Here is a 21,001-nt window from a genome sequence, read left to right as displayed (position 1 = left end):
GCAAAATCTACAATGATGAGATGTATGTCAGTGCTTTTCTTTTGTGTGATCACTATATCGGCTTGTGTCCGAAAAAGCGATTCAAAAAAGCAAGATGAGGCAGCAACACCTCAAAGGATTGATGTAGTTGCTGTATTGGATACCATTTGGGAAATGGAACAAACACCAATTAGAAAACGGGATTCGGCTTTCCATAAATATGGTGGCGAATCAGAGGAGTATAAAAAATATCAGGCCGATTATAAAAAGAACCATAAGGTAAACGAGGAAAAAATAGCTGAAATCTTGAAGGATGGCTGGCCAAAACTAGAAGTAATCGGGGAGCAGGGTAACCTGACCATCTGTAATGTACTGCAGCACAGTAGTCCCGAAATACGCCTAAAGTATCTTCCGTTAATGCGCCAAGCCACCAAAAACAAGCAATTAAGTCCTTGGTTATTGGCAAGAACGGAAGACAGGATCGCAACCGACCGAGGGGAGCTACAAATTTATGGAGGGCAAATCAAATATTATCCCGAAACCAACACCTTTGATGTTTGGCCCATCGCCGACCCAGAAAACGTTGATAAAAGAAGAGCAGAAATCGGACTGGAGCCAATGGCAGAGTATTTACAAAACCGAAGATTTCCTTTAGAGTGGAACCTTGAAAACCAAATAAAAAGAACAGCGGTATTTAAAAGCAAATCAATCAAAGAACAATGAACAAAGCCCTTTTCCTAAGAGAATTCATGAATGAAATTTGGAATGAAAAGCATCTAGAAAACGTTGGAAAATACATTCATGAACAATACACTATCCATCTAGACCCAACCGACCCATGGGAGGGAAAAACACTATCCCATTCCGAATTTATACACAGAATGGAATCAGCATCTTTTGGCCCATTTCCAAACATGAACTTTGAAATAACTTCAACAATCGAGGACGAGGATTATGTTGCAGCCACTTGGATATTGACGGGAACCAACCTAGGTAACATAGGAGAAATTCCACCTACGAATAAGTCAATCGAAACAAAAGGGATGACCATTTATCATTTTAAAGACAATTTAATCAACGGCCACACACAAATTTTCGACCGGAAAACAGTAATGGAACAATTAGGATTTTTATAAGATGAAGACCAGAAAAGAACTGAAGGACCAATACAAACAAATGAAATTTCCCATGGGGGTTTTCCAAATTAAAAATATTTCCAACAACAGGGTTTTTATCGATAACAGCCTAGACATGGAATCCAAATGGAACAGACATAAAATGGAACTGAAATTTGGGAACCACAGAAACAAGGACCTCCAAACGGACTGGAATATGTACGGAGAGGAAAACTTTACTTTTGAAGTGCTTTCTGAACTTAAAATTGAAGAAGGGGTGAAAATTAATTGTAATTCAGAATTAAATACACTTCAAGACATCGTAGTTCTGGAATTGGATAAAAGAAATCTTTATTGATTACCCTATAATCCATGGACATTTATTTTTAGTGAAAAGGTGGATAAATTATTTGTTTGTATCCAAACTAATCCGCACCATTGATTCTCCAAGGTGGGTTTAACCTATTCTCACCTGCATAAAACAGTATAAGTTGGTTTCCATCAAGGTCTTTTAGCCGAGCCTCTCTCCACAACCATCTCTGGTCAACTGGCTCTTGATCAAATTGAATCCCTTCTTTCTTGAGGTTTTCAACCCGCTGGTCCAAATCATCACATTCAAAATAAACATAAACACCCTCGCCTTTTGGCAATTTATCCGTTAGATGAATCGAAAAAGTGGAACCACCATCAGGACATTCAAATCTCGCATAATGGGGCAATGATTCAACTATCAATTTCAAACCCAATTTTTCATAGAATGGGATTGATTTTTCCAAATCCAAAGATGGAACGGTAACTTGGTTCAAGTTCATTTGTTTATCACTTACTGTAAAAGAAAACCTTGCAGTAATTATTGCAAGGTTTTCTAATACGCTCTTGTTAACTAGGACCTATTAATACGTCAAGGTATTATATCCTTTGGCCTGTAATTGCAATAATCGGATGGAGTACGTGACCACTGGCTCCATACCATCAATGAGCTGCTCTTCCTCAACACCCAATTTAGCCATAGCTACACTGCATACACTAACCCTAACCTTTGACTTGTATTTTTGAAACAACGTTTCCAATTCCGAACCTTTAACCAATTGTTTTACCACTTTGCCTTTTACGACAATTTCATAATCGGTCACCTCTATCCCACTGGAAATCAGTTTATCGTACATACCCAACACCCCTCTAAAATGAAGTTCTTGGCTCACTCCAAATGCATATTGTTTTGTTTCTTGTAAATCGGCAACGATCTGTTCGTCAAGTTTGTCTTGTCCGTGTATGCTGGACATGGTCAAAGCTGTAAAGAAGCCCAGGATAATAAATGCTCGGAGTGTTTTCATTGTAGTTAGGAATTAATTCTAGCAAAATTGCTATCTGTAAAAATACAATTATTGGCTATCTTCTCCCACAACAATGGTCTTATAGACCGTAATCGGTTTACCATAAGTGGTAAATCCATCCAAAACCACTTCAAATTCCCCAGTAAGGTCTGAAGTATAAAATTCAAATTGCAAATCGGTATTACCAACCTCAACGTGGGGTTCCCAGAATAGAATTCTTCGGTAATCAGGAATTCTAGATTGTTTGCTGTTTCCTTCTACGTAACGCTGTTTAAAATAATTTTTTTTCGAAACAGCCTTTTCTATCGGTACATTGATTCCATTTTCGGGAGCATAGTTTTCAAAATAATCCCCCTCAATTGTTTTCACCACCATCATTCCCTGATAATCCTTGCCAGCAAGCCTAAACTGGTCCCTTACCAAACTAATGGACTCAATTTGTTTGGCATCAAAGTCCTTTATTTTTTCGTGGTTTGGGATATATACACCATCAAACAATACAATTGCTGAAAAATCATTGGCCTGCTCATTGTATGTCTCAAAATCTTGGGCAATTCGTATATAATCGCTACCATTCGGATTGTTCCGATAGCCCGCGTAATTGAATACTTCCACAAGGGTTTCCTGAAAAGTGGGAAAACGTGTAAAATCATCCAAATTTATGGTTTCCGGAATCCCACCGTTAAATGGGTCGATAGGCGTTCCCAAAAGAATGGAATCGGGTTTTACAGAGAAAAACTGATTCTCCAGTTGATTATAAACGCTACGCAATTCTATTTCATCCGAGTATTGTGGCTTTAAATAATATTGACCAAAGGTCAATCCAGAAGCATCCAAGTTTGGCAATGAGCCGAGTGACACTTGAACATCCCGGGTATTTTCCGCTATCTGCATAATAGCCCTGGCCCGCTTGTAATCTTGACTCAGATAGGTATAAAAATTCCCATTACTGTCGGTGGTGGCAAATTTCAAAAGAAATTCCTCACCTGGAATGGATATCACCATTTTAGTATCAGGCGCTGGATTTCCAGCATCATCCGTAACTTTACCAAACAAAAGTTCGCCCCGTTGTTCTGGCAAAAAGAGGCTATCGCCCACTGTTTTGTTCAACTCCCCTTTTACATCCAAATAATCATTGGCATAGCTTATGGCGTTTTTAGCAGGCTGTGCGGCCATTTCATCTTTCTTTTGGATTTTTAAGGTATAACTTCCCTGTCCCAATTGTGCCTTATAATTTTTTAGGGTGAAATTTACCTTTTCACGAGTTCCAAAATTCGTATCGGACATTTTTATTTGTATAATAGAAGAGTCAATTGGTTGACGAAAAGACTGAGGATCATCAGCAGTTATCTCATCTGAAGCATCATCCGGCAAAAGTTGGGACTGATCTACTTGGTATGGATTGATGATCACCAAATCGTCCTTGAATACTTGCTCCAAACCATTGTTTTTCATCCACTGGGTATACCCGAGAAGTTTGTAGTTTCCAGAGGGCACATCGGTATTGACAAAGAAATCCCCCTGGGATTTACCCCTTTCCAAGCGGATTTTTTGCTCCATTATATACTCTCCTTGTTGGTTGACCAAGGCCACATACCCCACAAAACTAATTGTACTGGCCCGATTGTTCTGTGCATTGAAACAATAAAAGGAATAGTGCAAATACTCTCCCGTAAACACAATGGGACCGGTATGGTGTACATAGACTTTTTCCTGTGGTAGACTTTTCAAGTTTTGTAACTCGTTCACACTGCTTATTACGTATTGAGCCCGGGCCTGAAAGGCCAAAGCTGCAAGAATCAATAGTACTGTCCATTGTTTTTTCATAAGCTGTGTTTTAATCGATCCAGAAATCGGGTTTAACATTTGATCCAACTATGTTGCAATCTGCGCATATTGTAGGGACCACCAAATAAGGTCCTTCGCATTCACCAGGTGGATCATAATTATCTAGGTAGAATTCCACTAAACCCTGTTTTACTCGACCTATTAAACCACTTGAGCATTGATCTTCTGGAGGCCTGGGCCCATCCCTTTCAGGATTTCCAAGAATTGGAGCAATCGGGTTTTCACAATTGATAGTTCCAAAATATGGCGGAAGTGGTTCATCAGGAAACAAATCCTCAAAATTGAAGTACAGACGTTGACTTACCTCTGAACTCACATCAAAAAAACCAATAACAGGAGTATCGCCATCAATATTGTACACGTTTCCTTCCAAGCTACCAGGCTGCACTTGACTGAATAGTGATTGGCTCTGAGAAAATGCGACCAGTTTCTCATAAAAATCGAATGCCGCTCTGGAAACGCCTCTCTGTTTGACCAAAATACTGTATCTATGGGATATGATAGGATTATCAGTGGCTATAAAACGTACCATGGTCCTTTCTGCCCTATTTCCGTTAAGTACGTTCCCGTTCAACAAAACTTCTCCGGCAGAAAAATCCGTCCTATAGCACACGCGCTCTTCCCTTGCCCTAGGAACCAATTGCACATCGGGATATAAAGTTTCCACCACATTCCCCAAATCGTCGTAAACGAATTCAGTTTGGTCACGTATAATTTCGAATTCATATGGAGTCCAATAAGGCGCTATAATTTTAAAGGTTTCTTCGTAGGCATATCTGAACAATTTACTTCCATCGGACGAAAAAGAAGCATCCACAAAAATACCTACACCATCAAGTCCTGTGTCACTGGTCATTCTTTCGGCATACACATTATCAATATTCGAAGTTTGGGGAAGCATCATGGGTTCAGAAGTATATTCTTCCCCATTGACAGTGATCACATACAATTGATATGAGCTATTTGACACAGCTTTAAATGGAGTTATGGACTCGTATGTCCCATCCTCGGTTTCTTCAAATGGATATACGGTGCCATTATCCGTTCTAATTTCAACATTCGCTCCATTTTCAAATTCAGGTTCGAGTCCTCGTTCAATTATAATGGGCGTGTGCACATTAAATAGGCTTTGCTCTTCCACGTTTACAGTACTATCACTTTCAACGCGCTGCATTCGACTTAAGAATACTTTCTGTACGGCCTCTATATCTGTTATATTGGCCTCCACCACCAAAGTTCCAACCATACTGGTGTCGGAAAATATGTCCGAAGTTGCATCAAAAGGCTCTACACAGGCATGTGCCGAGAAAATAAGCGCCAAACCATATATGTATGTTCTGCAACTCATCCTTCTATCCAAAATTCTGGTGTCTCCTTCTGCCCCAACAGGCAATCACCGCAAATCCTGGGCACTACAATATAAGGACCTGGACAGGTGGCGGTAGGGACTGCGCCCTCACTGTAATATGCATAAAAACTTATAACACCTTGATCTACACTCTCAATTATTGAAAGAGGACATGGATTAGGTCCTGTTGGTCCTGAAAAACAATACGATATATGAGATTCCGGTGGGCTTGATAAATTACAGTTGAAAGGAAAAGGGGGCAAGTCCTCATCAGGGAAAAAATCCTCGTAATTAAAAAAGAGCCTTTGGTCCGACACCCCTACGGCTTCGACATAACCCAAAACATTTTCTGCAATTCCATCTTTTCTTTGCACATTGGCGTACAGTGCCCCTGGTTGAATCTGGGAAAATATATCACCGGACTGGGAAAAACTATTTAGGGTCTCGTAAAAAGAATAGGCATCGGCCGACTGAACTTGCTGCTGCACCAAAATGCTATACCGATGGGAAATGATAAAATTGTCCTTCCCTATGAACCGTACCATTTGCCTGGTTACATCCGAGTTTGCTCCACCCAATGCACTTCCCTGTACTATTTGATCGGATGCAACGGTATTAAAACATACGCTTTCCCCGGTTTTTTCAACCACTTCCAAATTATAGGTAGGTTCTGGCAGGGCACAGGGGTCGTAATCAGTTAAAACGAACTCAAATTCACTGGTAAATGGCGGTATTATTTTATAAGTTTCCTCATAAACATACTTAAAAAATTGACTTTCCCCTTCCATTGGTTGGCTATCCACATAAATGGCCACCCCTTCCTCTCCATTATCATTAACAGCCTTTTCGGCGTAGATGTTGGTCAATTGGGAATTACCTTGAACCGTTAATGGGTCCGATATGTACTCCACACCATTTCTTGTTGTTATATCCAAGGTATACCCAACACCCATTTCCAAAGCAAATGGTTGATTGGAAAGATATACGCCTTCGTCACCTTCCGTAAATTGGTACTCGGCGCCGTTGTCTCCCAGCACACGTACGGTCGCCCCTCCCTCCATATCCACAGAATCCAAGGGACGGCTTCCCAAAGGAATAAAAGGGTTATAAACCGTGTCGGTCTCCAGATCCAAGCGCAGACTGCTCCGGCTTAAATATACCTTCTGGGTAATCATTTCATCCGTAAGAACGGCCTCCACAACCAAGGCGGCGGATTGCCCATCTTGGTTGAGTGTCTCTATTTCCAACTCATCCAGACATGCGCCAAGTAATGTAAGGAGCATGATGGCTAAAATTATTCGATATAAGCCTCCTTTACGATTCATCAAAACTTGAAATTATAGGTTATGGAAGGAATTGGAACTCCAAATATCGAGCTTTGCAATGCTTTAACTTCACCATCTTCCGTTACAAAAAAGACAGAATAGGGGTTGTTCCTGCCCAACACATTGTACACCTGAATTGTGATAAAACTATGCGCTAGTTTGTTCTTTTTGTGGTTCCCTTCAATATTGATTCCCAAATCCAATCGATAGTAGTCGGGTATCCTGAATTTGTTCCGATCACTGAAGGTTACATAATCCGCATTATTGAACCTAAAGGTCCCCACTGGATAGGTAATGGGCCTTCCCGTCTGATAAACAAAGTTCATGGACACGCTATATCGTCTGGTGAACTTATAATTCGCAATAACACTTAGGTCATGGGGCTTATCAAAATTAGATGGAAAAAACTCCCCGTTATTGATACGTTCCTCACTGGTATCGCCATCAAATCTATACTTAGAACGAGAATAGGTATAGCTCAACCAGCCGTTGAAGTCGCCCCTGTTCTTCTTCAATAAGAATTCAACGCCATAGGCTTTACCTTCTCCTTGGAGCACTTCGGTCTCCACATTTTCATTGAGCAAAAGGTCCGCCCCTGTTTTAAAATCAAGTACATCATCCATTTGTTTATAGTACCCTTCCAAACTCAACTCATACATATTGTCATTGAGGTTTTTGAAAAAACCAAAAGTGGCCTGATATCCTTTTTGGGGCTTAATGTTCAAATCCGATAGTTTCCAGGTATCTATGGGGGACACCGTGGTATTATTGGAGAGTGTATGGATAAATTGATAGGAGTTGTTGAAGCTGGCTTTGACCGAGAAATCGGGTGTAAACAAATATCTGGCCGACACTCTGGCCTCTGGACCACCATAAGTTTTAATAAACTCTCCGCTATCGTAACTTATAGTATCTTGAACAGTGGATTCACTGCGTGGCGCACCTTCTTGGTAGGTATTTTGTGTTGCTTCTCCCATGGCCGCATAAAAAGCATATCGTGCCCCAACATTTAAAAGCAGCTTCTCCGACACCTTAAATTCATCACCAATATAGAGCGCTCCTTCCAACGCCTGTTCTTTATCAATGGAAATGCGTTCCACATTAGAGTTGGGACCTTTAGGCTCAACATTTCCCGGTTCCACTCCGTAATACTTTGCCGATAGACCGTAATCCAGCGTGTGCGCCTCATTTAATCGAGTGTTCAATTTATAGCGCAACTCCGATTCGTTTATGGTGTAATCCAGTTCAAAATTGCTGTTGCCCTCACCTTCATAATCAATACCAAAATTATAGTTGCTGTTGCTTGCCGTAAGTACTCCGGTGCTTTTTTCGCTAAGCTTATGCGCCCACCGAACAGAACCCAATCTGTTACTGTAATTGTAAAGTGAGTCCGAGGTTATACTAAAATTATCCTTGCTGTAATAGGCAGTTCCCCTGATTTCACTGTTCTCGCTGAACTTATGATGGTATTTTATAATGCCATCAAAAAAAGAAGCCTCGCTATTGTTCAAGGATTCTTCATCCAATGCTTTTAAAATCCAATCGGCATAAGCTCCACGGGCACCTACAACTAAGGAAGATGTATCTTTTTTTATTGGAAACTCCAAAGCCAAGTTCCCTGTTACCGGACCAATGGAACCTTCACCCGAAATTTTTTCCGTATCCCCATTTTTGGTCTCAATATCCAGTACTGAAGAAAGCCGTCCCCCAAATTCCACTGGAGGTGCTCCTTTATAAATATTCACTTTTTCTGTGGTGAACGGGTTCAACGCTTGAAAAACCCCAAAGAAGTGCGTTGGATTGTAAATTACCGCATCATCCAATAGTACCAAGTTTTGATCCGTTTTACCCCCACGTACATTTAGTCCTGTAGCACCTTCACCTGCCGAAGAAATACCTGGAAGTGCTTTGGCCACTTCTAAAATATTTCGTTCACCGAGCACCAACGGAATATCCTTGGATTCTTCGGAACTTATCTCTTCGCTCCCCGAAACGGCATCTTCCACATTGCTTACGGCATCTGCCTCAACGACAACTTCTTCCAATTGCTCCAAACTCTCTTGCAGTTGAAGGTCCAAGGTCCCATCGTTGTACATTATAATTTCACGTTCCGAATCTCGGATTCCCATAGCACTGGTAGATATCAAATTATAACCAGCTGGAAGAACGAGCTCATACTCCCCTTGCTCATTGGTTACTGCAACACGAGCGCTTCCGCGCACCCTAATGGCCAAATCCGGAATCGGTGCACCCGTTTGGGCATTGATCACCCTTCCCGACAATTGATAGGTTGACTTTAAATTCTGTTCATCGGCCCTACCGATGCGCACAACAGGCAATTTTTGTGCTTTTTGAGACACTTCATCATTATAAAATGTAGGCGGGGGAGGATTACCCCCTACTTTCTAAAACAACCCGGACACTGGCCATTGAATCATTTTGTTGATAGAAGCTCGGGGGCAATTCATCATAAACCACTGTATTCTGCAATAAAAACACACGTTTTTCCTCCTCCAACAGGTAAAAGTTCAATGTTGTGCCCGATAGAATTGCATCAAGGATTTCGGAAATCGATGCATCCACAAAGTTTTCTTTTACTTCTAGATCTTCAATCCAATCATCGAGGTAAAAAAAAGTATAATTGGATTTGTCCTCCAATTCAGCAAAGAATTCAGAAGAAGTTTTTGAATCACCCGTAATAGTAATGGATGTGTTTTGTGAGAACGTGAATTGTACCATCAAAAAAATGGTCAATAAACTTCCTTTTTTCAAAAAAAAAGAATGAGGTCTAAGAAAAAGTGTCAATGGTTTGTTGAATTAGCATACGTCAATTTAACAAAATTTCAATAGGTTGCTTAAATTAGCTCATTGAATCTTTATTCTTTTCAGTCTAAATTCAAAAAACATTAAATTTTCATCAATAAGAATGTTAGATTGCCACGAGAATTTTATTTGATTAAAAAAACCAACTAAGCCAATCATATGAAGACATTTACAACCAAAACTTTACTCATTGTCTGTTTAGTGTTGGGATACTATTCCAATGCCCAAATCGAAAAAGCCCCACCTAGAGCGGAAGGCGAAGGCCCATGGTCACAATTGATCATTCGAGGTGTTACCGTTATTGACGGTACACTGTCCCCTCCTATCGGCCCAGTGGATATTGTAGTGGAGAACAACCGAATCGCATCGGTGCAAGTAGTAGGCTTTCCGGGCATGGACATTAACCCCGACCGAAGACCCCAACTAAAACCAGGTGGAAAGGAGTTAAATGCCGAGGGAATGTATTTAATGCCGGGATTTGTGGATACGCATGCACATATCGGTGGCAGCTCACAAGGCACTCCTGCGGAATATGTTTTTAAATTATGGATGGGACACGGCATTACCACTATTTGCGATCCAGGTTCAGGAAACGGAATTGATTGGGTACTGGACCAAAAGAAAAAAAGTGCCAAAAACGAAATTACCGCCCCAAGAATTCAAGCATACAATTGGTTTGGCAACAGTTTGAACGGTGAACGCCGCCGTGCTGACATAACAACTCCAGAAGCTGCCCGCGAATGGGTACGCGCCAACGCTAAAAAAGGTGCCGACGGCATTAAATTTGGGGGAGGCCTGCCAGAGGTGATGACGGCAGCTTTGGACGAGAACAAAAAATTGGGACTACGTTCCAAAACCCACCACGCTCAGTTGTATGTGGGCAGATGGAACGTACTGAACAGTGCAAGAGCCGGATTAACCTCCATGGAACATTGGTACGGTCTGCCCGAAGCCATGTTCGATGACAGAACAGTTCAGAATTATTCTTTGGATTACAATTACCAAAACGAACAAGATCGTTTTGGCGAAGCCGGTCAACTATGGGAACAAGCTGCAAAACCTTTTTCCGATAAATGGAACGCAGTTATGGACGAACTGATTTCCTTGGATTTCTCCATCTCCCCTACCATGGTTATATACGAAGCCAACAGGGACCTGCAAAGAGCCAGACGAGCCGAATGGCACGAAGAGTATACACTTCCTTCACTTTGGGAATTTTATGCACCTAGCAGACAGTCCCATGGCTCCTACTGGCATTATTGGGGAACCGAACAGGAGATTGACTGGAAAGAAAACTACAGACTTTGGATGACCTTCTTGAACGAGTACAAGAACAGGGGCGGAAGAGTTACCGTGGGCACAGATGCAGGGTTTATTTATCAACTATATGGATTCGCATACCCCAGGGAGCTTGAACTCATGCGCGAAGCAGGGTTTCATCCGCTAGAGGTCATTAAAGCAGCTACCCTTAATGGAGCTGAAGCTCTTGGATTGGACGATGAAATTGGAACCATTAAAGTGGGGAAATTAGCAGACTTTGTAATTACCGAGGAAAATCCGTTGGAAAACTTTAAATCCCTTTACGGTACCGGTGCAATTCAACTACAGGAAGACAATACCATTGAACGTGTTGGGGGCGTAAAGTACACCATAAAGGATGGTATTATTTATGATGCCAAAAAACTATTGGAAGATGTAAAGAAAATTGTTGAGGAAGCCAAGGCTGAATCCAATTACAAAATAGTTCAGCCAGGGATGAAGCCTTGACCGAACATGAAGTTATGTGTATAAAAAAGGCTGTAATTTTTAAGTTACAGTCTTTTTTATGGCTTCTTCTTTTCCAAAGAATCCAGTATCCGTTGTGTTTCCTTTAACTCCTGCTGAAGCTTCTCGTTATCTAAAATATATTGCTCCCGTAATTGGTCCATTTTACGTTCAAACTCATCGGCAGGAACATATTCCGGTTCAAACAATGTTTCTTTAAAAATACTGACCACGGTAAACAAAAAACTTATGGCCACCGCCACAATTAAACCTATGAGCAAGGTCTTTTCCCGTTTTAAAGTTGGTGCGCTTTTTTTAAGGCGCCTCTTTTCATCCTTGGAGAGTTTTGGGGTATTGGACAAATGTCCCAAAAACGTATCCCACTTTTCCTCTTCTTTTACATAAAGATTCATAAACCCTCCCTCATTCAAAAAATCTTCTGTACTTGGCGTGGATGCCAACATAAATATGTCCATCCCATTGCCGCTCATTACATCCAATAAATCCGGGTCGTACGTTTGGATTTCCTTAACCAGTTTCTGAACGTATTCCAGACTGTAATTGGGCCTCAAAAATTCGTCGTAAAGAGTTTGGATTTCAAAATAGTCGTTTCGTTCCAGAGCATATTCCAAAAAACGATCTTTTAGTTCAGCCTTAAAAAATTCACTCATTTTTCAGAATGGGTGGTTAGTGTTTTTTTGATTATTGTGGCTAAATGTAAAGAAATGGGACGGTAAGCTACTCTAGGTCAGGGCAAAAAATTCATCAACTTTTTGTTTTGAAGCATCATTCAAAGATCAACTATCATAAAATAACCAAAATACAAAATGAGGACTTCATACGATCTCAGCGCTCAAGCCAGCCTGTAACAGCTTGCTGCATTTGGGTTTTAGAAAAGAGTACTCTCCTGTTTTTACCGTACATTTTCCTTTGTAATGCACGATCAAGGAACATTGTTCTGCCTGTTCGGGAGTGTGCTCACATACTTTTATAAGGGTTTCTATGACGTGATCAAAAGTGTTTACATCGTCATTAAAAAGAACTATCTCATGCTCATTAGTGATTTCTTCCTCCAGAAGGACATCTTCCAACTCTTTTTCTCTAGTACCCATAGCTAACGAAGTTTACTACTTTCTAATTTACATATTTTGCTGCAACCCACTTGTTCTTCTCCAGATTTTTTTCAAATTCCAAACCGTAGGCACCACATTTTGAAGAAATTGCATCTAAATCCCTTAAATAGAAGCCACTTAAAAATAGTGTTCCTCCCTTATTAAGGCAATCTGCATAAACAGGAATGTCCTCCAATAAGATATTTCTGTTGATATTGGCCAGAATAACATCAAACTTTTTGCCTTTGAGCAAACTACTGTCACCTTGAAAGGCTTTGATATCCGAACAGTCGTTTCGTTCCACATTTTCCTGGGTATTTAGAAAGCACCATTCATCAATATCGATGGCTTCCGTATCAGCAGCCCCTCGCTTTTTGGCCAAAATGGCCAGGACACCTGTACCGCATCCCATATCCAGGACCGATTTTCCTTCGAAATCATTATCCAGAATATGCTGTAGCATCATATGCGTAGTTTCGTGATGGCCCGTTCCAAAACTCATTTTGGGTTCTATCACAATATCGTACTCCACCTCAACAGCTTCATGAAAGGGCGCACGTACCATGCATCGGTCGCCTACTTTTATCGGATGGAAGTTTTTCTCCCACTCGGCATTCCAATTCTGCTGTTCAATTTCCTTGCTGGTCCAACTGATTTCAAAATTTGGATTCTGAGTAACAAAAAGTTCCTCCAATATATCTTCCTGCCATTCGGATTTGAGAATGTAGGCCAAAAGACCGGTTTCGTTTTCCACAAAACTTTCAAATCCCAATTCCCCCAACTCCGCAATCAAAATATCCGATGCAGGTTGGAGGGGACTTATTTTAAAATCGTATTCGAGGTAAACCAAGGACATTCTTTAAATCGCCTTGATGATATCCGTGAAATCTTCAGCCTTTAATGAAGCACCCCCGATCAAACCTCCGTCAACATCAGGTTTTGAAAATATTTCAGCTGCGTTGGCAGGCTTTACACTTCCTCCATATAGGATGGACACATCTTCGGCAATGGATGCATTGAATCCGTCCGCAATGGTTTTTCTGATGAACGCATGCATTTCCTGAGCTTGCTCGGGGCTTGCGGTTTCGCCGGTACCTATGGCCCAAACAGGCTCATAAGCAAGCACTATTTTGCTCCAAGCGCTGGCATCAAGGTCAAACAAGGCATTCTTTAATTGACTTTCCACTACGGCAAAGTGGTTATCGGATTTTCTATCCTCCAATTCTTCACCAAAGCAGAAGATCACTCTCAGATCTTTATCAATAGCGGTCTTCACTTTCTTGGCCAATAATTCATCGTCTTCACCAAAGTAGGCACGTCTTTCGGAGTGACCTAAAATCACAATATCCACACCTAGGCTAAGCAACATATCGGCAGAAATTTCACCTGTGTAAGCTCCACTTTCAGCAAAGTGCATGTTCTGGGCCGCAACCTGTATTTTGGAATCCTGAAGTGCTTGCTTTGCCGCTTGAAGGTTTACAAACGTTGGCGCTACGATTACATCGGCATCTGTATCGGGTAGTTTAGCAGAAAGCTCGGCCAACAACTCCTCTGTTTCCTGAAGGTTCTTGTTCATCTTCCAGTTTCCTGCAACAATCTTTGTTCTCATATTATTTGGTTTTTTCTTTAATGTTATGATTAGAAAGTAAGTTCGTCAAAATCGTTGTAATGGACCTTTTGCTGAATAGTTCCCTTGCTGAGTACCAAAATAGCCGGATTGGAACGTACAATGGTTTTTAAAGTGGTCTCATCTGTAAAATAGAATTCAAAATCCAGTCCGTAGGTATCGATTATCTGATTGGCCATATCGCTGCTCGAAGCGGACATACCAATAACCTTATAGCCATTTTGTTTTGCTTTTGCTGTAACCTCGTCAACTCCCTCAAAGGCATCAAGGTCACTTTTTGCCATATCGTATGCAATCACCATCACCAGCTTATCTTCTTCCAGTAGTTCTCCTGCATAGTCCTGTCCTTCTTGTTCAATGGTAAAATCATGAATCGGTGGCTCATATCCTGCTTGAACTTCCGTGGTTTCCACATCAATAAACTCCCCATCTACCGAGGGGTAATCACCCTCAGTAATATAAATTTGATCCTCTCCGTTCACCTTAAAACGCCATGCATACTCATAAATGGGTTTTGGCGCATCTTCGGGAACGGACATTCCTTCTTGAATGTTTGCTCCAATTTTATAAGGCCTAAAATCCACCGAAGGTAAATGGGCCAATACGTGATTGGCGAACAAAATGCAAGCCAACAGAGCCACTCCCCCAACAATCCAGTTGGTCTTGGGGCTGAACAAGGGTGTAATATATTTTCTGCCGAAAAATAGGATCAAAATAAATGCCAGCAAAATCACATCTTTGGTAAAGGATTCCCACGGCGTTAGTTTAATGGCATCACCAAAGCACCCACAATCGGTCACTTTATTAAAATAGGCCGAATAGAACGTGAGGAATGTAAAGAAGACGATCATTAACAAAAGACTCCACACGGTAAATTTGGGTTTAAAGCCCACCAAGAGCAAAACACCCAGAATTACCTCGACAATGACCACAAAAATGGAGATGCTCAATGCCAATGGGGTTAAAAAAGGCAAATCCAACACCCCTGGACTAAAATATTCTTCCAATTTAAAGGAGAAACCCATTGGATCGTTCAACTTGATCAGTCCACTGATAATGAACAACACCCCTACTATAATTCTTGATATCCAGACCAAATATTTCATTCTTCTTCGTTTAAATGAATCAATGCGAAAACCGCATAATTAACCATATCCTGATAATTCGCATCCACACCTTCGCTCACCAAAGTCGTCCCTTGGTTGTCCTCAATCTGTTTTACCCGGAGTAATTTTTGCAAAATCAAATCCGTGAGCGAACTTACTCTCATATCTCGCCAAGCTTCACCATAATCATGGTTTTTGTCCTCCATCAATTTTTTGGTGATAGCGACTTCCTCATCGTAAAGTGCGATAGCCTCTTCTGCGGTAAGGTCAGGTTGTTCCACCACTCCCTTTTTGATCTGTATGAGCGCCATAATGGAATAGTTGATGATTCCGATAAATTCGGAACGCTCATCCTCGTCCACTTTGCGCACATCATTTTGTTGGAGACCGCGAATCCGCTGTGCCTTTATAAAAATCTGATCCGTTAAGGAAGGCAACCTAAGGATGCGCCAAGCGGTGCCATAATCCTTGGCCTTTTTTGAAAACAATTCACGACAGGTTTGTATTACCGCATCGTATTGTTGGGAAGTCTGCTGCATGTATTGTTGCTAATTTGCGTAAATTTCGTCCAACTTATCTGTGCCCACAAGCACTTTGCCAAAGATAATGAAACCCAACAAAGCATATATTTTTTATGACCATAAACTGCAAAGGTGAACTTGTAGACCTAAAAACCCCCAAGGTAATGGGCATACTCAACCTTACACCCGATTCTTTTTTTGATGGCGGAAAGTACAAGGACGAAGCATCCATCCTAAACCAAGTTGATTACATGCTCAAAAATGGGGCTACTTTTATAGATATGGGCGCTTACAGTTCCCGCCCTGGTGCAGAGCACGTTCCGGAAGAAGAAGAGTTGAAACGGATGGTTCCTGTTATTGAACTTATCCTGAAAAAATTTCCGGATACTATTATTTCCGTGGACACCTTTCGAAGTAAAGTTGCTGCGGAAAGTATTGAACATGGTGCGGCCATCATCAACGATATTGCGGCAGGAAATCTGGATGAAGCGATGTTTGACACCATTGCCAAATATCAAGTGCCGTACATTATGATGCATATGAAAGGTACTCCGCAATCCATGCAAAAAGAAGCGACGTACAACGACTTGATCCATGATATCAGGTTATACTTTTCTGAAAAAGTAAAAGAGGCCACAGCAAAAAAAATCAACGACATCATTATAGATCCGGGCTTTGGATTCGCCAAGACAACGGCACAAAACTATACACTGCTCAACCACCTGGATATGTTCCAAACCTTTGGTTTGCCCATTTTAATAGGCTTGAGCCGAAAATCTATGGTTTATAAAGTTTTGGGATCATCTCCAAAAGAGGCCTTGAACGGCACCACGGCCTTGCACACCATCGCTCTTTTAAAAGGCGCAAATATTATTAGGGCACATGATGTAAAAGAAGCCGTGGAATGTGTTAAACTTGTAGAGGCCTTAAAAGAGAATGCGCTCTAATTTGAGGTTCTTCTATTTTTGCTAATTTTACAAAAACGCTGCGGTTGGATTTTCTAAATTTTCTAGACTTTAAGATTACGGATGTCATCGACATTGTCCTTGTGGCCGCATTGCTCTATTATATTTACAAACTGGTCAAGGGTACCGTTGCCATCAATATTTTTATTGGGATAGTAATCGTTTGGGCCCTATGGAAACTTACCGAATTGCTTCAGATGAAAATGATCAGCAGCATGGTCGGTGGTTTTATGAACATTGGCCTGATTGCCCTCATCATTGTGTTCCAACAGGAAATCCGAAAGTTTCTGTTAATGATCGGGTCTACCAATTTTGCTTCGAAACGTAATATTTTCAAGCATTTTAAATTCCTAAAACAGGAGGCGATTTCCACCAAAACGGATGTAGAGGCCATTGTAGGTGCTTGTGAACGGATGGGAACTTCAAAAACGGGAGCCCTTATTGTAATCGAGCGCAACAATTCCATGGATTTTGTAAAATCTACAGGGGATGCCATGAACATAAAGGTGACCCAACCCATCTTGGAAAGTATTTTTTTCAAGAATAGCCCCTTGCATGACGGAGCCATTGTGATCCAAGATAATTTTATCACGGCCACACGGGTAATCCTACCTGTTTCCAACGATCGTAACATCCCCCTTCGTTTTGGGTTGCGACATAGGGCGGCCGTGGGAATCACAGAAAAAACCGATGCACTTTGTTTAGTGGTCAGTGAGGAGACGGGCTCTATATCCTATATTAAAAATGGTGAATTTGTTCCCTTCAAAGCGAGGGAGGAATTGATAAAGCGAATCAAAAAGGATTTGGAGCAATGATCTGCAAGAATTGCGATAACGACCTGAGAACAGATTTTAGTTATTGCCCAACTTGTGGAGCAAAAGTAATTCACCATAGATTGACCTTTAAGAATGTCTGGGAAGACATCAGTTTTCAAATCTTCAACCTCGACAACACACTGTTTAAAACAATAAAACATTTATTTACCCGACCCGATGAAGTAATCAATAGTTATATCAGCGGTACCAGAAAACGATATATGAACCCGATCAGCTTTTTTGCTATTGGGGTTACGCTTTCCGGAATCCTGTTTTATGTTTTAAGAAATGTTTACCATATACATCTCACCCAAAACAGTCTGAACAACCAAAAAACACCCGACCTGGATTTTGTTTTTGACTACCAAGGGCTGATGTCTTACCTGATCATACCAATTTACGCCATGTTCACATGGCTCCTGTTCTTAGACAAGAAAAAACTGAACTACACGGAACATTTGGTGGCAAATGCCTTTATTTTCGGGCAAGTATCCTTTGTTCAAGTATTATCAGGACTTCTTATTTTCGGATTTTTTGATGTTCGCTATGACCTGTTCAATTATACTTTCCTTCTGATTGTCGTACTTTATCAGTTCTATGTCTTTAGGAAGGTCCATCACACAGGACCGGTAAGTACGTTACTCAGAGCACTGGCCTATATGGTGATGCTTATCATTCTTATGATCGGAATTGGCATACTGATATTCCTGATCGGTTATCTAACTGGAAACATAAATATTGAAGATTTTAAACCACCAAATTAGGCGACTTCTTCCGCCAAGAACTGGGCATTGTACAAATCGTTGTAGTAGCCACCTTTTTGTAAAAGCTCTTTGTGTGTTCCAATTTCAATGATCTTGCCTGCATCCATCACAATGATCTTATCCGCTTTTTTGATGGTCGCTAAGCGGTGAGCGATAATAATGGAAGTCCTGCCTTCGGTAATCTTGTCCGTGGCTTGTTGGATCAATTGCTCGGAATACGTATCCACAGAAGATGTGGCCTCATCCAAAATCAGGATACTTGGATTGCTTACGTAGGCGCGCAAGAAGGCAATTAATTGACGTTGACCGCTGGATAACATGGTTCCCCGTTCCTTCACATTGTATTGGTAACCACCCGGAAGACTGGAAATAAACTCATGCACCCCTATTTGCTTGGCAGCAGCCTCTATCTCTTCCTCGGTAATGGATTCATCGCGTAGTGAAATGTTATGCGCTATGGTGTCCGCAAACAAGAAAACATCTTGCAATACTATGGCAATATGTGAACGTAACGAACGTAGGGTATAATCTTCCAAACAGACACCATCTACCAAGATCTTACCAGAGTTGATTTCGTAGAATCGGTTGAGCAAATTGATGATAGTGGATTTTCCCGCTCCGGTAGCGCCCACAATAGCAACGGTTTCACCCGCCTTTACATCAAACGATATACCGTGCAACACCTCTTCATCGGGCACATAGCCGAAGTGTACATCCTTAAACTCGATATCCCCTTTTACAACTTTTTTCTCTACGGTACCCTTATCATCAATATGGCTATCGGTATCCAAAATTTTGAATACTCGATTGGCAGCTACCATTCCCATTTGAAGGGTATTGAACTTATCGGCGATTTGACGTAGCGGGCGGAACAACAGATCCATCAAGAAAAAGAAAGCCACGATAGCTCCTTTGTTGTCCATCCCAACATTTTCAATGTTTTGTATCACCCCAAAATATACGACCAAACCAATACCAATGGAGTTGGAAATTTCGGCCACAGGGAAAAATATAGAGTTGTACCAGACCGTCTTCAACCAAGCGTTTTGATGCTTCTCGTTAATGACACGGAACTTCTCCTTTTCGATTTCTTCGCGGTTGAACAGTTGAACTATCTTCATCCCGGCAATACGTTCCTGCACAAAAGAGTTAAGGTTGGACACTTGCGCCCTCACCTCGATAAAAGCCACTTTCATGGCTTGTTGGAAGAGACGCGTAGCTATCAAAATAACTGGGAGGATGGCAAAGACAATCAACGCCAATTTCCAGTTGATAACCACCATAATTATGGCTGCGGACAACATTTTTAGGGCATCCGCCACGATCATAAAAAAGCCTTGACTAAAAATTTCGCCAATACGTTGCATATCCGCTACCGCTCTGGTTACCAGCACCCCTATCGAAGAGTTGTCGAAGTAGGTCATTTTAAAGCTGGTCATTTTTTCAAAAAGGTCGATTCGGATATCCCGAATCACCGACTCTCCCAACAGGTTTGCAAAATAGTTGAACAATAACTGCGTGGTCACCTGACCGAGCAAAAAGGCCAACATGAATAAAACATTGTTGAGCAATTGACCTGCATCCTTGTTTTCCAACGATTGGTTGATGATCGTTTTTACCAATAATGGTATTCCGACGGCAAAGGCCGCGGACAAAATAGCCACAATGGCCACCAACCAAAAGATGCCCCTGTAGGGCCTGGTCCGTGAAAAAACCCGCTTGAACAGTCTAAAATCAAACGCTTTCCCTACATCATCCTTTTTGCTCATCAAAAATTTCTTTTGGATATGAAACCTTGGTCAAATATAATCCTTTTGCGGGGACGGAGACGCCTGCCTCTCCCCTATCTTTACTTGCAATAATTTGATGGATGCCTTCCGGAGCCATTTTCCCCATGCCCACATCCAATAATGTACCTACCACCGCACGGACCATATTTCGTAAAAAACGGTCGGCGGTAATGGTGAACACCCATTTCTCCTTATCAATGGTCCAAAATGCCTCGTGAACATCGCAATCAAATGTTTTTACATCGGTATTGGATTTGGAAAAACATTCAAAGTCCGTGTAGTCCAACAATATTTTAGCCGCCTTGTTCATGGAATCCACATCCAAAGGATGTTTTACAAAATGGGCATGATCAAACAAAAAAGGATCTTTTTCCTTAACCAACCAATATTCGTAAGTGCGTCCCACAGCATCAAAACGGGCATGGGCATCTTGGGCAACTGGAATAATTGCCTGTACCGCAATATCATCGGGCAAAAAGGCATTTAACCTGTACACCAGCTCATCAATATCCGAAACTGCATCAACATCCAAATGACAGAACATTTCTTTGGCGTGCACTCCTGAATCCGTCCTTCCGGCACCTACCACTTCGACCTTTTCACGGAGCAATGTGGACAGGGCCTTTTCCAAAACCTCTTGCACGGTGATGGCATTGGGTTGGTTCTGCCATCCGTGGTACGCCTTTCCGAAATAAGAAAATTGGATAAAATATCTCAATGGGATCCCTTACTTTTAGGTCGATAAAGATAATTCAATCCTTTCCA

General features: G+C 41.4%; 22 protein-coding genes. 7 read left to right on the top strand and 15 right to left on the bottom strand.

Annotated features, from left to right (window positions below; translation table 11 throughout):
• Positions 1 to 12 precede the first annotated feature (12 nt).
• The 3 genes from J0654_RS18145 to J0654_RS18135 are packed head-to-tail and all read left to right on the top strand — an operon-like array spanning position 13 to position 1,452.
• Positions 13 to 702 (top strand): DUF6624 domain-containing protein, encoded by a 690-nt coding sequence (locus J0654_RS18145; protein ID WP_237686057.1) that lies wholly within the window; start codon positions 13 to 15, stop codon positions 700 to 702.
• On the top strand, positions 699 to 1,115 hold the full coding sequence (locus tag J0654_RS18140; protein WP_207030532.1) for an ester cyclase: 417 nt from the start codon (positions 699 to 701) through the stop codon (positions 1,113 to 1,115). The genes J0654_RS18145 and J0654_RS18140 overlap by 4 nt, the downstream gene beginning before the upstream one ends.
• 1 nt (position 1,116) lies before the next feature.
• Positions 1,117 to 1,452: a GIY-YIG nuclease family protein gene (locus J0654_RS18135; protein WP_207030531.1), complete on the top strand. Its 336-nt coding sequence runs from the start codon at positions 1,117 to 1,119 to the stop codon at positions 1,450 to 1,452.
• 67 nt (positions 1,453 to 1,519) lie between these two features.
• Here J0654_RS18135 and J0654_RS18130 read toward each other — a convergent pair whose 3' ends face one another.
• From J0654_RS18130 to J0654_RS18330, 7 genes are all read right to left on the bottom strand, one after another.
• Positions 1,520 to 1,906, bottom strand: coding sequence for a VOC family protein (locus tag J0654_RS18130; RefSeq protein WP_207030530.1), 387 nt, complete (start codon positions 1,904 to 1,906; stop codon positions 1,520 to 1,522).
• An 81-nt stretch (positions 1,907 to 1,987) separates the two neighbouring features.
• The gene (locus J0654_RS18125) at positions 1,988 to 2,428 is read right to left on the bottom strand and encodes a DsrE family protein (RefSeq protein WP_207030529.1); all 441 of its coding nucleotides are present in this window, start codon (positions 2,426 to 2,428) and stop codon (positions 1,988 to 1,990) included.
• Positions 2,429 to 2,476: 48 nt separating this feature from the next.
• Complete coding sequence (locus tag J0654_RS18120; RefSeq protein WP_207030528.1) at positions 2,477 to 4,255, bottom strand: Ig-like domain-containing protein; 1,779 nt, start codon at positions 4,253 to 4,255, stop codon at positions 2,477 to 2,479.
• A 10-nt stretch (positions 4,256 to 4,265) separates the two neighbouring features.
• Positions 4,266 to 5,624 carry a DUF4249 domain-containing protein gene (locus tag J0654_RS18115; RefSeq protein WP_207030527.1) on the bottom strand — a complete coding sequence of 453 codons (1,359 nt, stop codon included), beginning with the start codon at positions 5,622 to 5,624 and terminating at the stop codon, positions 4,266 to 4,268.
• The gene (locus J0654_RS18110) at positions 5,621 to 6,907 is read right to left on the bottom strand and encodes a DUF4249 domain-containing protein (protein WP_237686056.1); all 1,287 of its coding nucleotides are present in this window, start codon (positions 6,905 to 6,907) and stop codon (positions 5,621 to 5,623) included. Before J0654_RS18110 ends, J0654_RS18115 begins: the two co-directional genes overlap by 4 nt.
• A 41-nt stretch (positions 6,908 to 6,948) precedes the next feature.
• Entirely contained in the window at positions 6,949 to 9,279 is a 2,331-nt protein-coding gene (locus tag J0654_RS18105; protein WP_313784010.1) for a TonB-dependent receptor, read from the bottom strand.
• Positions 9,280 to 9,340: 61 nt separating this feature from the next.
• Positions 9,341 to 9,721, bottom strand: coding sequence for a hypothetical protein (locus J0654_RS18330; RefSeq protein WP_237686055.1), 381 nt, complete (start codon positions 9,719 to 9,721; stop codon positions 9,341 to 9,343).
• Between the two features lie 210 nt (positions 9,722 to 9,931).
• Here J0654_RS18330 and J0654_RS18100 point away from each other — a divergent pair, with 210 nt between their 5' ends.
• A complete protein-coding gene (locus J0654_RS18100; protein ID WP_207030525.1) occupies positions 9,932 to 11,539 on the top strand; it encodes an amidohydrolase family protein in 1,608 nt (535 codons plus the stop codon).
• Positions 11,540 to 11,595: 56 nt separating this feature from the next.
• On the opposite strand, the gene J0654_RS18095 is transcribed toward J0654_RS18100, so the two are convergent.
• The 6 genes from J0654_RS18095 to J0654_RS18070 all read right to left on the bottom strand — a co-directional run bounded on the left by J0654_RS18095 (position 11,596) and on the right by J0654_RS18070 (position 15,920).
• Positions 11,596 to 12,207 (bottom strand): hypothetical protein, encoded by a 612-nt coding sequence (locus J0654_RS18095; RefSeq protein WP_207030524.1) that lies wholly within the window; start codon positions 12,205 to 12,207, stop codon positions 11,596 to 11,598.
• A gap of 165 nt (positions 12,208 to 12,372) precedes the next feature.
• Positions 12,373 to 12,648, bottom strand: a complete 276-nt coding sequence (locus J0654_RS18090) for an ATP-dependent Clp protease adaptor ClpS (protein WP_207030523.1) — start codon at positions 12,646 to 12,648, stop codon at positions 12,373 to 12,375.
• Between the two features lie 22 nt (positions 12,649 to 12,670).
• Positions 12,671 to 13,504, bottom strand: a complete 834-nt coding sequence (prmA, locus tag J0654_RS18085) for a 50S ribosomal protein L11 methyltransferase (protein WP_207030522.1) — start codon at positions 13,502 to 13,504, stop codon at positions 12,671 to 12,673.
• A gap of 3 nt (positions 13,505 to 13,507) precedes the next feature.
• A complete protein-coding gene (gene tpiA, locus J0654_RS18080; protein ID WP_207030521.1) occupies positions 13,508 to 14,257 on the bottom strand; it encodes a triose-phosphate isomerase in 750 nt (249 codons plus the stop codon).
• A gap of 29 nt (positions 14,258 to 14,286) precedes the next feature.
• On the bottom strand, positions 14,287 to 15,381 hold the full coding sequence (locus J0654_RS18075) for a BT_3928 family protein (protein WP_207030520.1): 1,095 nt from the start codon (positions 15,379 to 15,381) through the stop codon (positions 14,287 to 14,289).
• Positions 15,378 to 15,920 carry a DUF1599 domain-containing protein gene (locus J0654_RS18070; RefSeq protein ID WP_207030519.1) on the bottom strand — a complete coding sequence of 181 codons (543 nt, stop codon included), beginning with the start codon at positions 15,918 to 15,920 and terminating at the stop codon, positions 15,378 to 15,380. Before J0654_RS18070 ends, J0654_RS18075 begins: the two co-directional genes overlap by 4 nt.
• Positions 15,921 to 16,015: 95 nt before the next feature.
• Between J0654_RS18070 and folP the strand changes: the two genes are divergently transcribed.
• From folP to J0654_RS18055, 3 genes are read left to right on the top strand one after another with little or no spacing between them, the layout of a single operon-like run.
• Positions 16,016 to 16,849: a dihydropteroate synthase gene (gene folP / locus J0654_RS18065; RefSeq protein WP_207030518.1), complete on the top strand. Its 834-nt coding sequence runs from the start codon at positions 16,016 to 16,018 to the stop codon at positions 16,847 to 16,849.
• A gap of 44 nt (positions 16,850 to 16,893) precedes the next feature.
• Positions 16,894 to 17,682: a diadenylate cyclase CdaA gene (gene cdaA, locus J0654_RS18060; RefSeq protein WP_207030517.1), complete on the top strand. Its 789-nt coding sequence runs from the start codon at positions 16,894 to 16,896 to the stop codon at positions 17,680 to 17,682.
• Positions 17,679 to 18,446, top strand: a complete 768-nt coding sequence (locus tag J0654_RS18055; protein WP_207030516.1) for a DUF3667 domain-containing protein — start codon at positions 17,679 to 17,681, stop codon at positions 18,444 to 18,446. Before cdaA ends, J0654_RS18055 begins: the two co-directional genes overlap by 4 nt.
• On the opposite strand, the gene J0654_RS18050 is transcribed toward J0654_RS18055, so the two are convergent.
• Positions 18,443 to 20,215 carry an ABC transporter ATP-binding protein gene (locus J0654_RS18050; RefSeq protein ID WP_207030515.1) on the bottom strand — a complete coding sequence of 591 codons (1,773 nt, stop codon included), beginning with the start codon at positions 20,213 to 20,215 and terminating at the stop codon, positions 18,443 to 18,445. The two genes, J0654_RS18055 and J0654_RS18050, sit on opposite strands and share 4 nt — an antisense overlap.
• Positions 20,199 to 20,954, bottom strand: coding sequence for a tRNA pseudouridine(38-40) synthase TruA (gene truA, locus J0654_RS18045; RefSeq protein WP_207030514.1), 756 nt, complete (start codon positions 20,952 to 20,954; stop codon positions 20,199 to 20,201). Before truA ends, J0654_RS18050 begins: the two co-directional genes overlap by 17 nt.
• Positions 20,955 to 21,001 lie beyond the last annotated feature (47 nt).

Origin of the sequence: Flagellimonas profundi (assembly GCF_017313275.1) — a bacterium.
GTDB lineage: Bacteria > Bacteroidota > Bacteroidia > Flavobacteriales > Flavobacteriaceae > Flagellimonas > Flagellimonas profundi.
This window is presented reverse-complemented; position numbering and strand designations above follow the sequence as displayed.

Bases quoted from the DNA above. Each gene is read 5' to 3' on its own strand.
- J0654_RS18145 (WP_237686057.1), top strand. From the start codon at position 13: ATGATGAGATGTATGTCAGTGCTTTTCTTTTGTGTGATCACTATATCG.
- J0654_RS18140 (WP_207030532.1), top strand. From the start codon at position 699: ATGAACAAAGCCCTTTTCCTAAGAGAATTCATGAATGAAATTTGGAAT.
- J0654_RS18135 (WP_207030531.1), top strand. From the start codon at position 1,117: ATGAAGACCAGAAAAGAACTGAAGGACCAATACAAACAAATGAAATTT.
- J0654_RS18130 (WP_207030530.1), bottom strand. From the start codon at position 1,906: ATGAACTTGAACCAAGTTACCGTTCCATCTTTGGATTTGGAAAAATCA.
- J0654_RS18125 (WP_207030529.1), bottom strand. From the start codon at position 2,428: ATGAAAACACTCCGAGCATTTATTATCCTGGGCTTCTTTACAGCTTTG.
- J0654_RS18120 (WP_207030528.1), bottom strand. From the start codon at position 4,255: ATGAAAAAACAATGGACAGTACTATTGATTCTTGCAGCTTTGGCCTTT.
- J0654_RS18115 (WP_207030527.1), bottom strand. From the start codon at position 5,624: ATGAGTTGCAGAACATACATATATGGTTTGGCGCTTATTTTCTCGGCA.
- J0654_RS18110 (WP_237686056.1), bottom strand. From the start codon at position 6,907: ATGCTCCTTACATTACTTGGCGCATGTCTGGATGAGTTGGAAATAGAG.
- J0654_RS18100 (WP_207030525.1), top strand. From the start codon at position 9,932: ATGAAGACATTTACAACCAAAACTTTACTCATTGTCTGTTTAGTGTTG.
- J0654_RS18095 (WP_207030524.1), bottom strand. From the start codon at position 12,207: ATGAGTGAATTTTTTAAGGCTGAACTAAAAGATCGTTTTTTGGAATAT.
- J0654_RS18090 (WP_207030523.1), bottom strand. From the start codon at position 12,648: ATGGGTACTAGAGAAAAAGAGTTGGAAGATGTCCTTCTGGAGGAAGAA.
- prmA (WP_207030522.1), bottom strand. From the start codon at position 13,504: ATGTCCTTGGTTTACCTCGAATACGATTTTAAAATAAGTCCCCTCCAA.
- tpiA (WP_207030521.1), bottom strand. From the start codon at position 14,257: ATGAGAACAAAGATTGTTGCAGGAAACTGGAAGATGAACAAGAACCTT.
- J0654_RS18075 (WP_207030520.1), bottom strand. From the start codon at position 15,381: ATGAAATATTTGGTCTGGATATCAAGAATTATAGTAGGGGTGTTGTTC.
- J0654_RS18070 (WP_207030519.1), bottom strand. From the start codon at position 15,920: ATGCAGCAGACTTCCCAACAATACGATGCGGTAATACAAACCTGTCGT.
- folP (WP_207030518.1), top strand. From the start codon at position 16,016: ATGACCATAAACTGCAAAGGTGAACTTGTAGACCTAAAAACCCCCAAG.
- J0654_RS18055 (WP_207030516.1), top strand. From the start codon at position 17,679: ATGATCTGCAAGAATTGCGATAACGACCTGAGAACAGATTTTAGTTAT.
- J0654_RS18050 (WP_207030515.1), bottom strand. From the start codon at position 20,215: ATGAGCAAAAAGGATGATGTAGGGAAAGCGTTTGATTTTAGACTGTTC.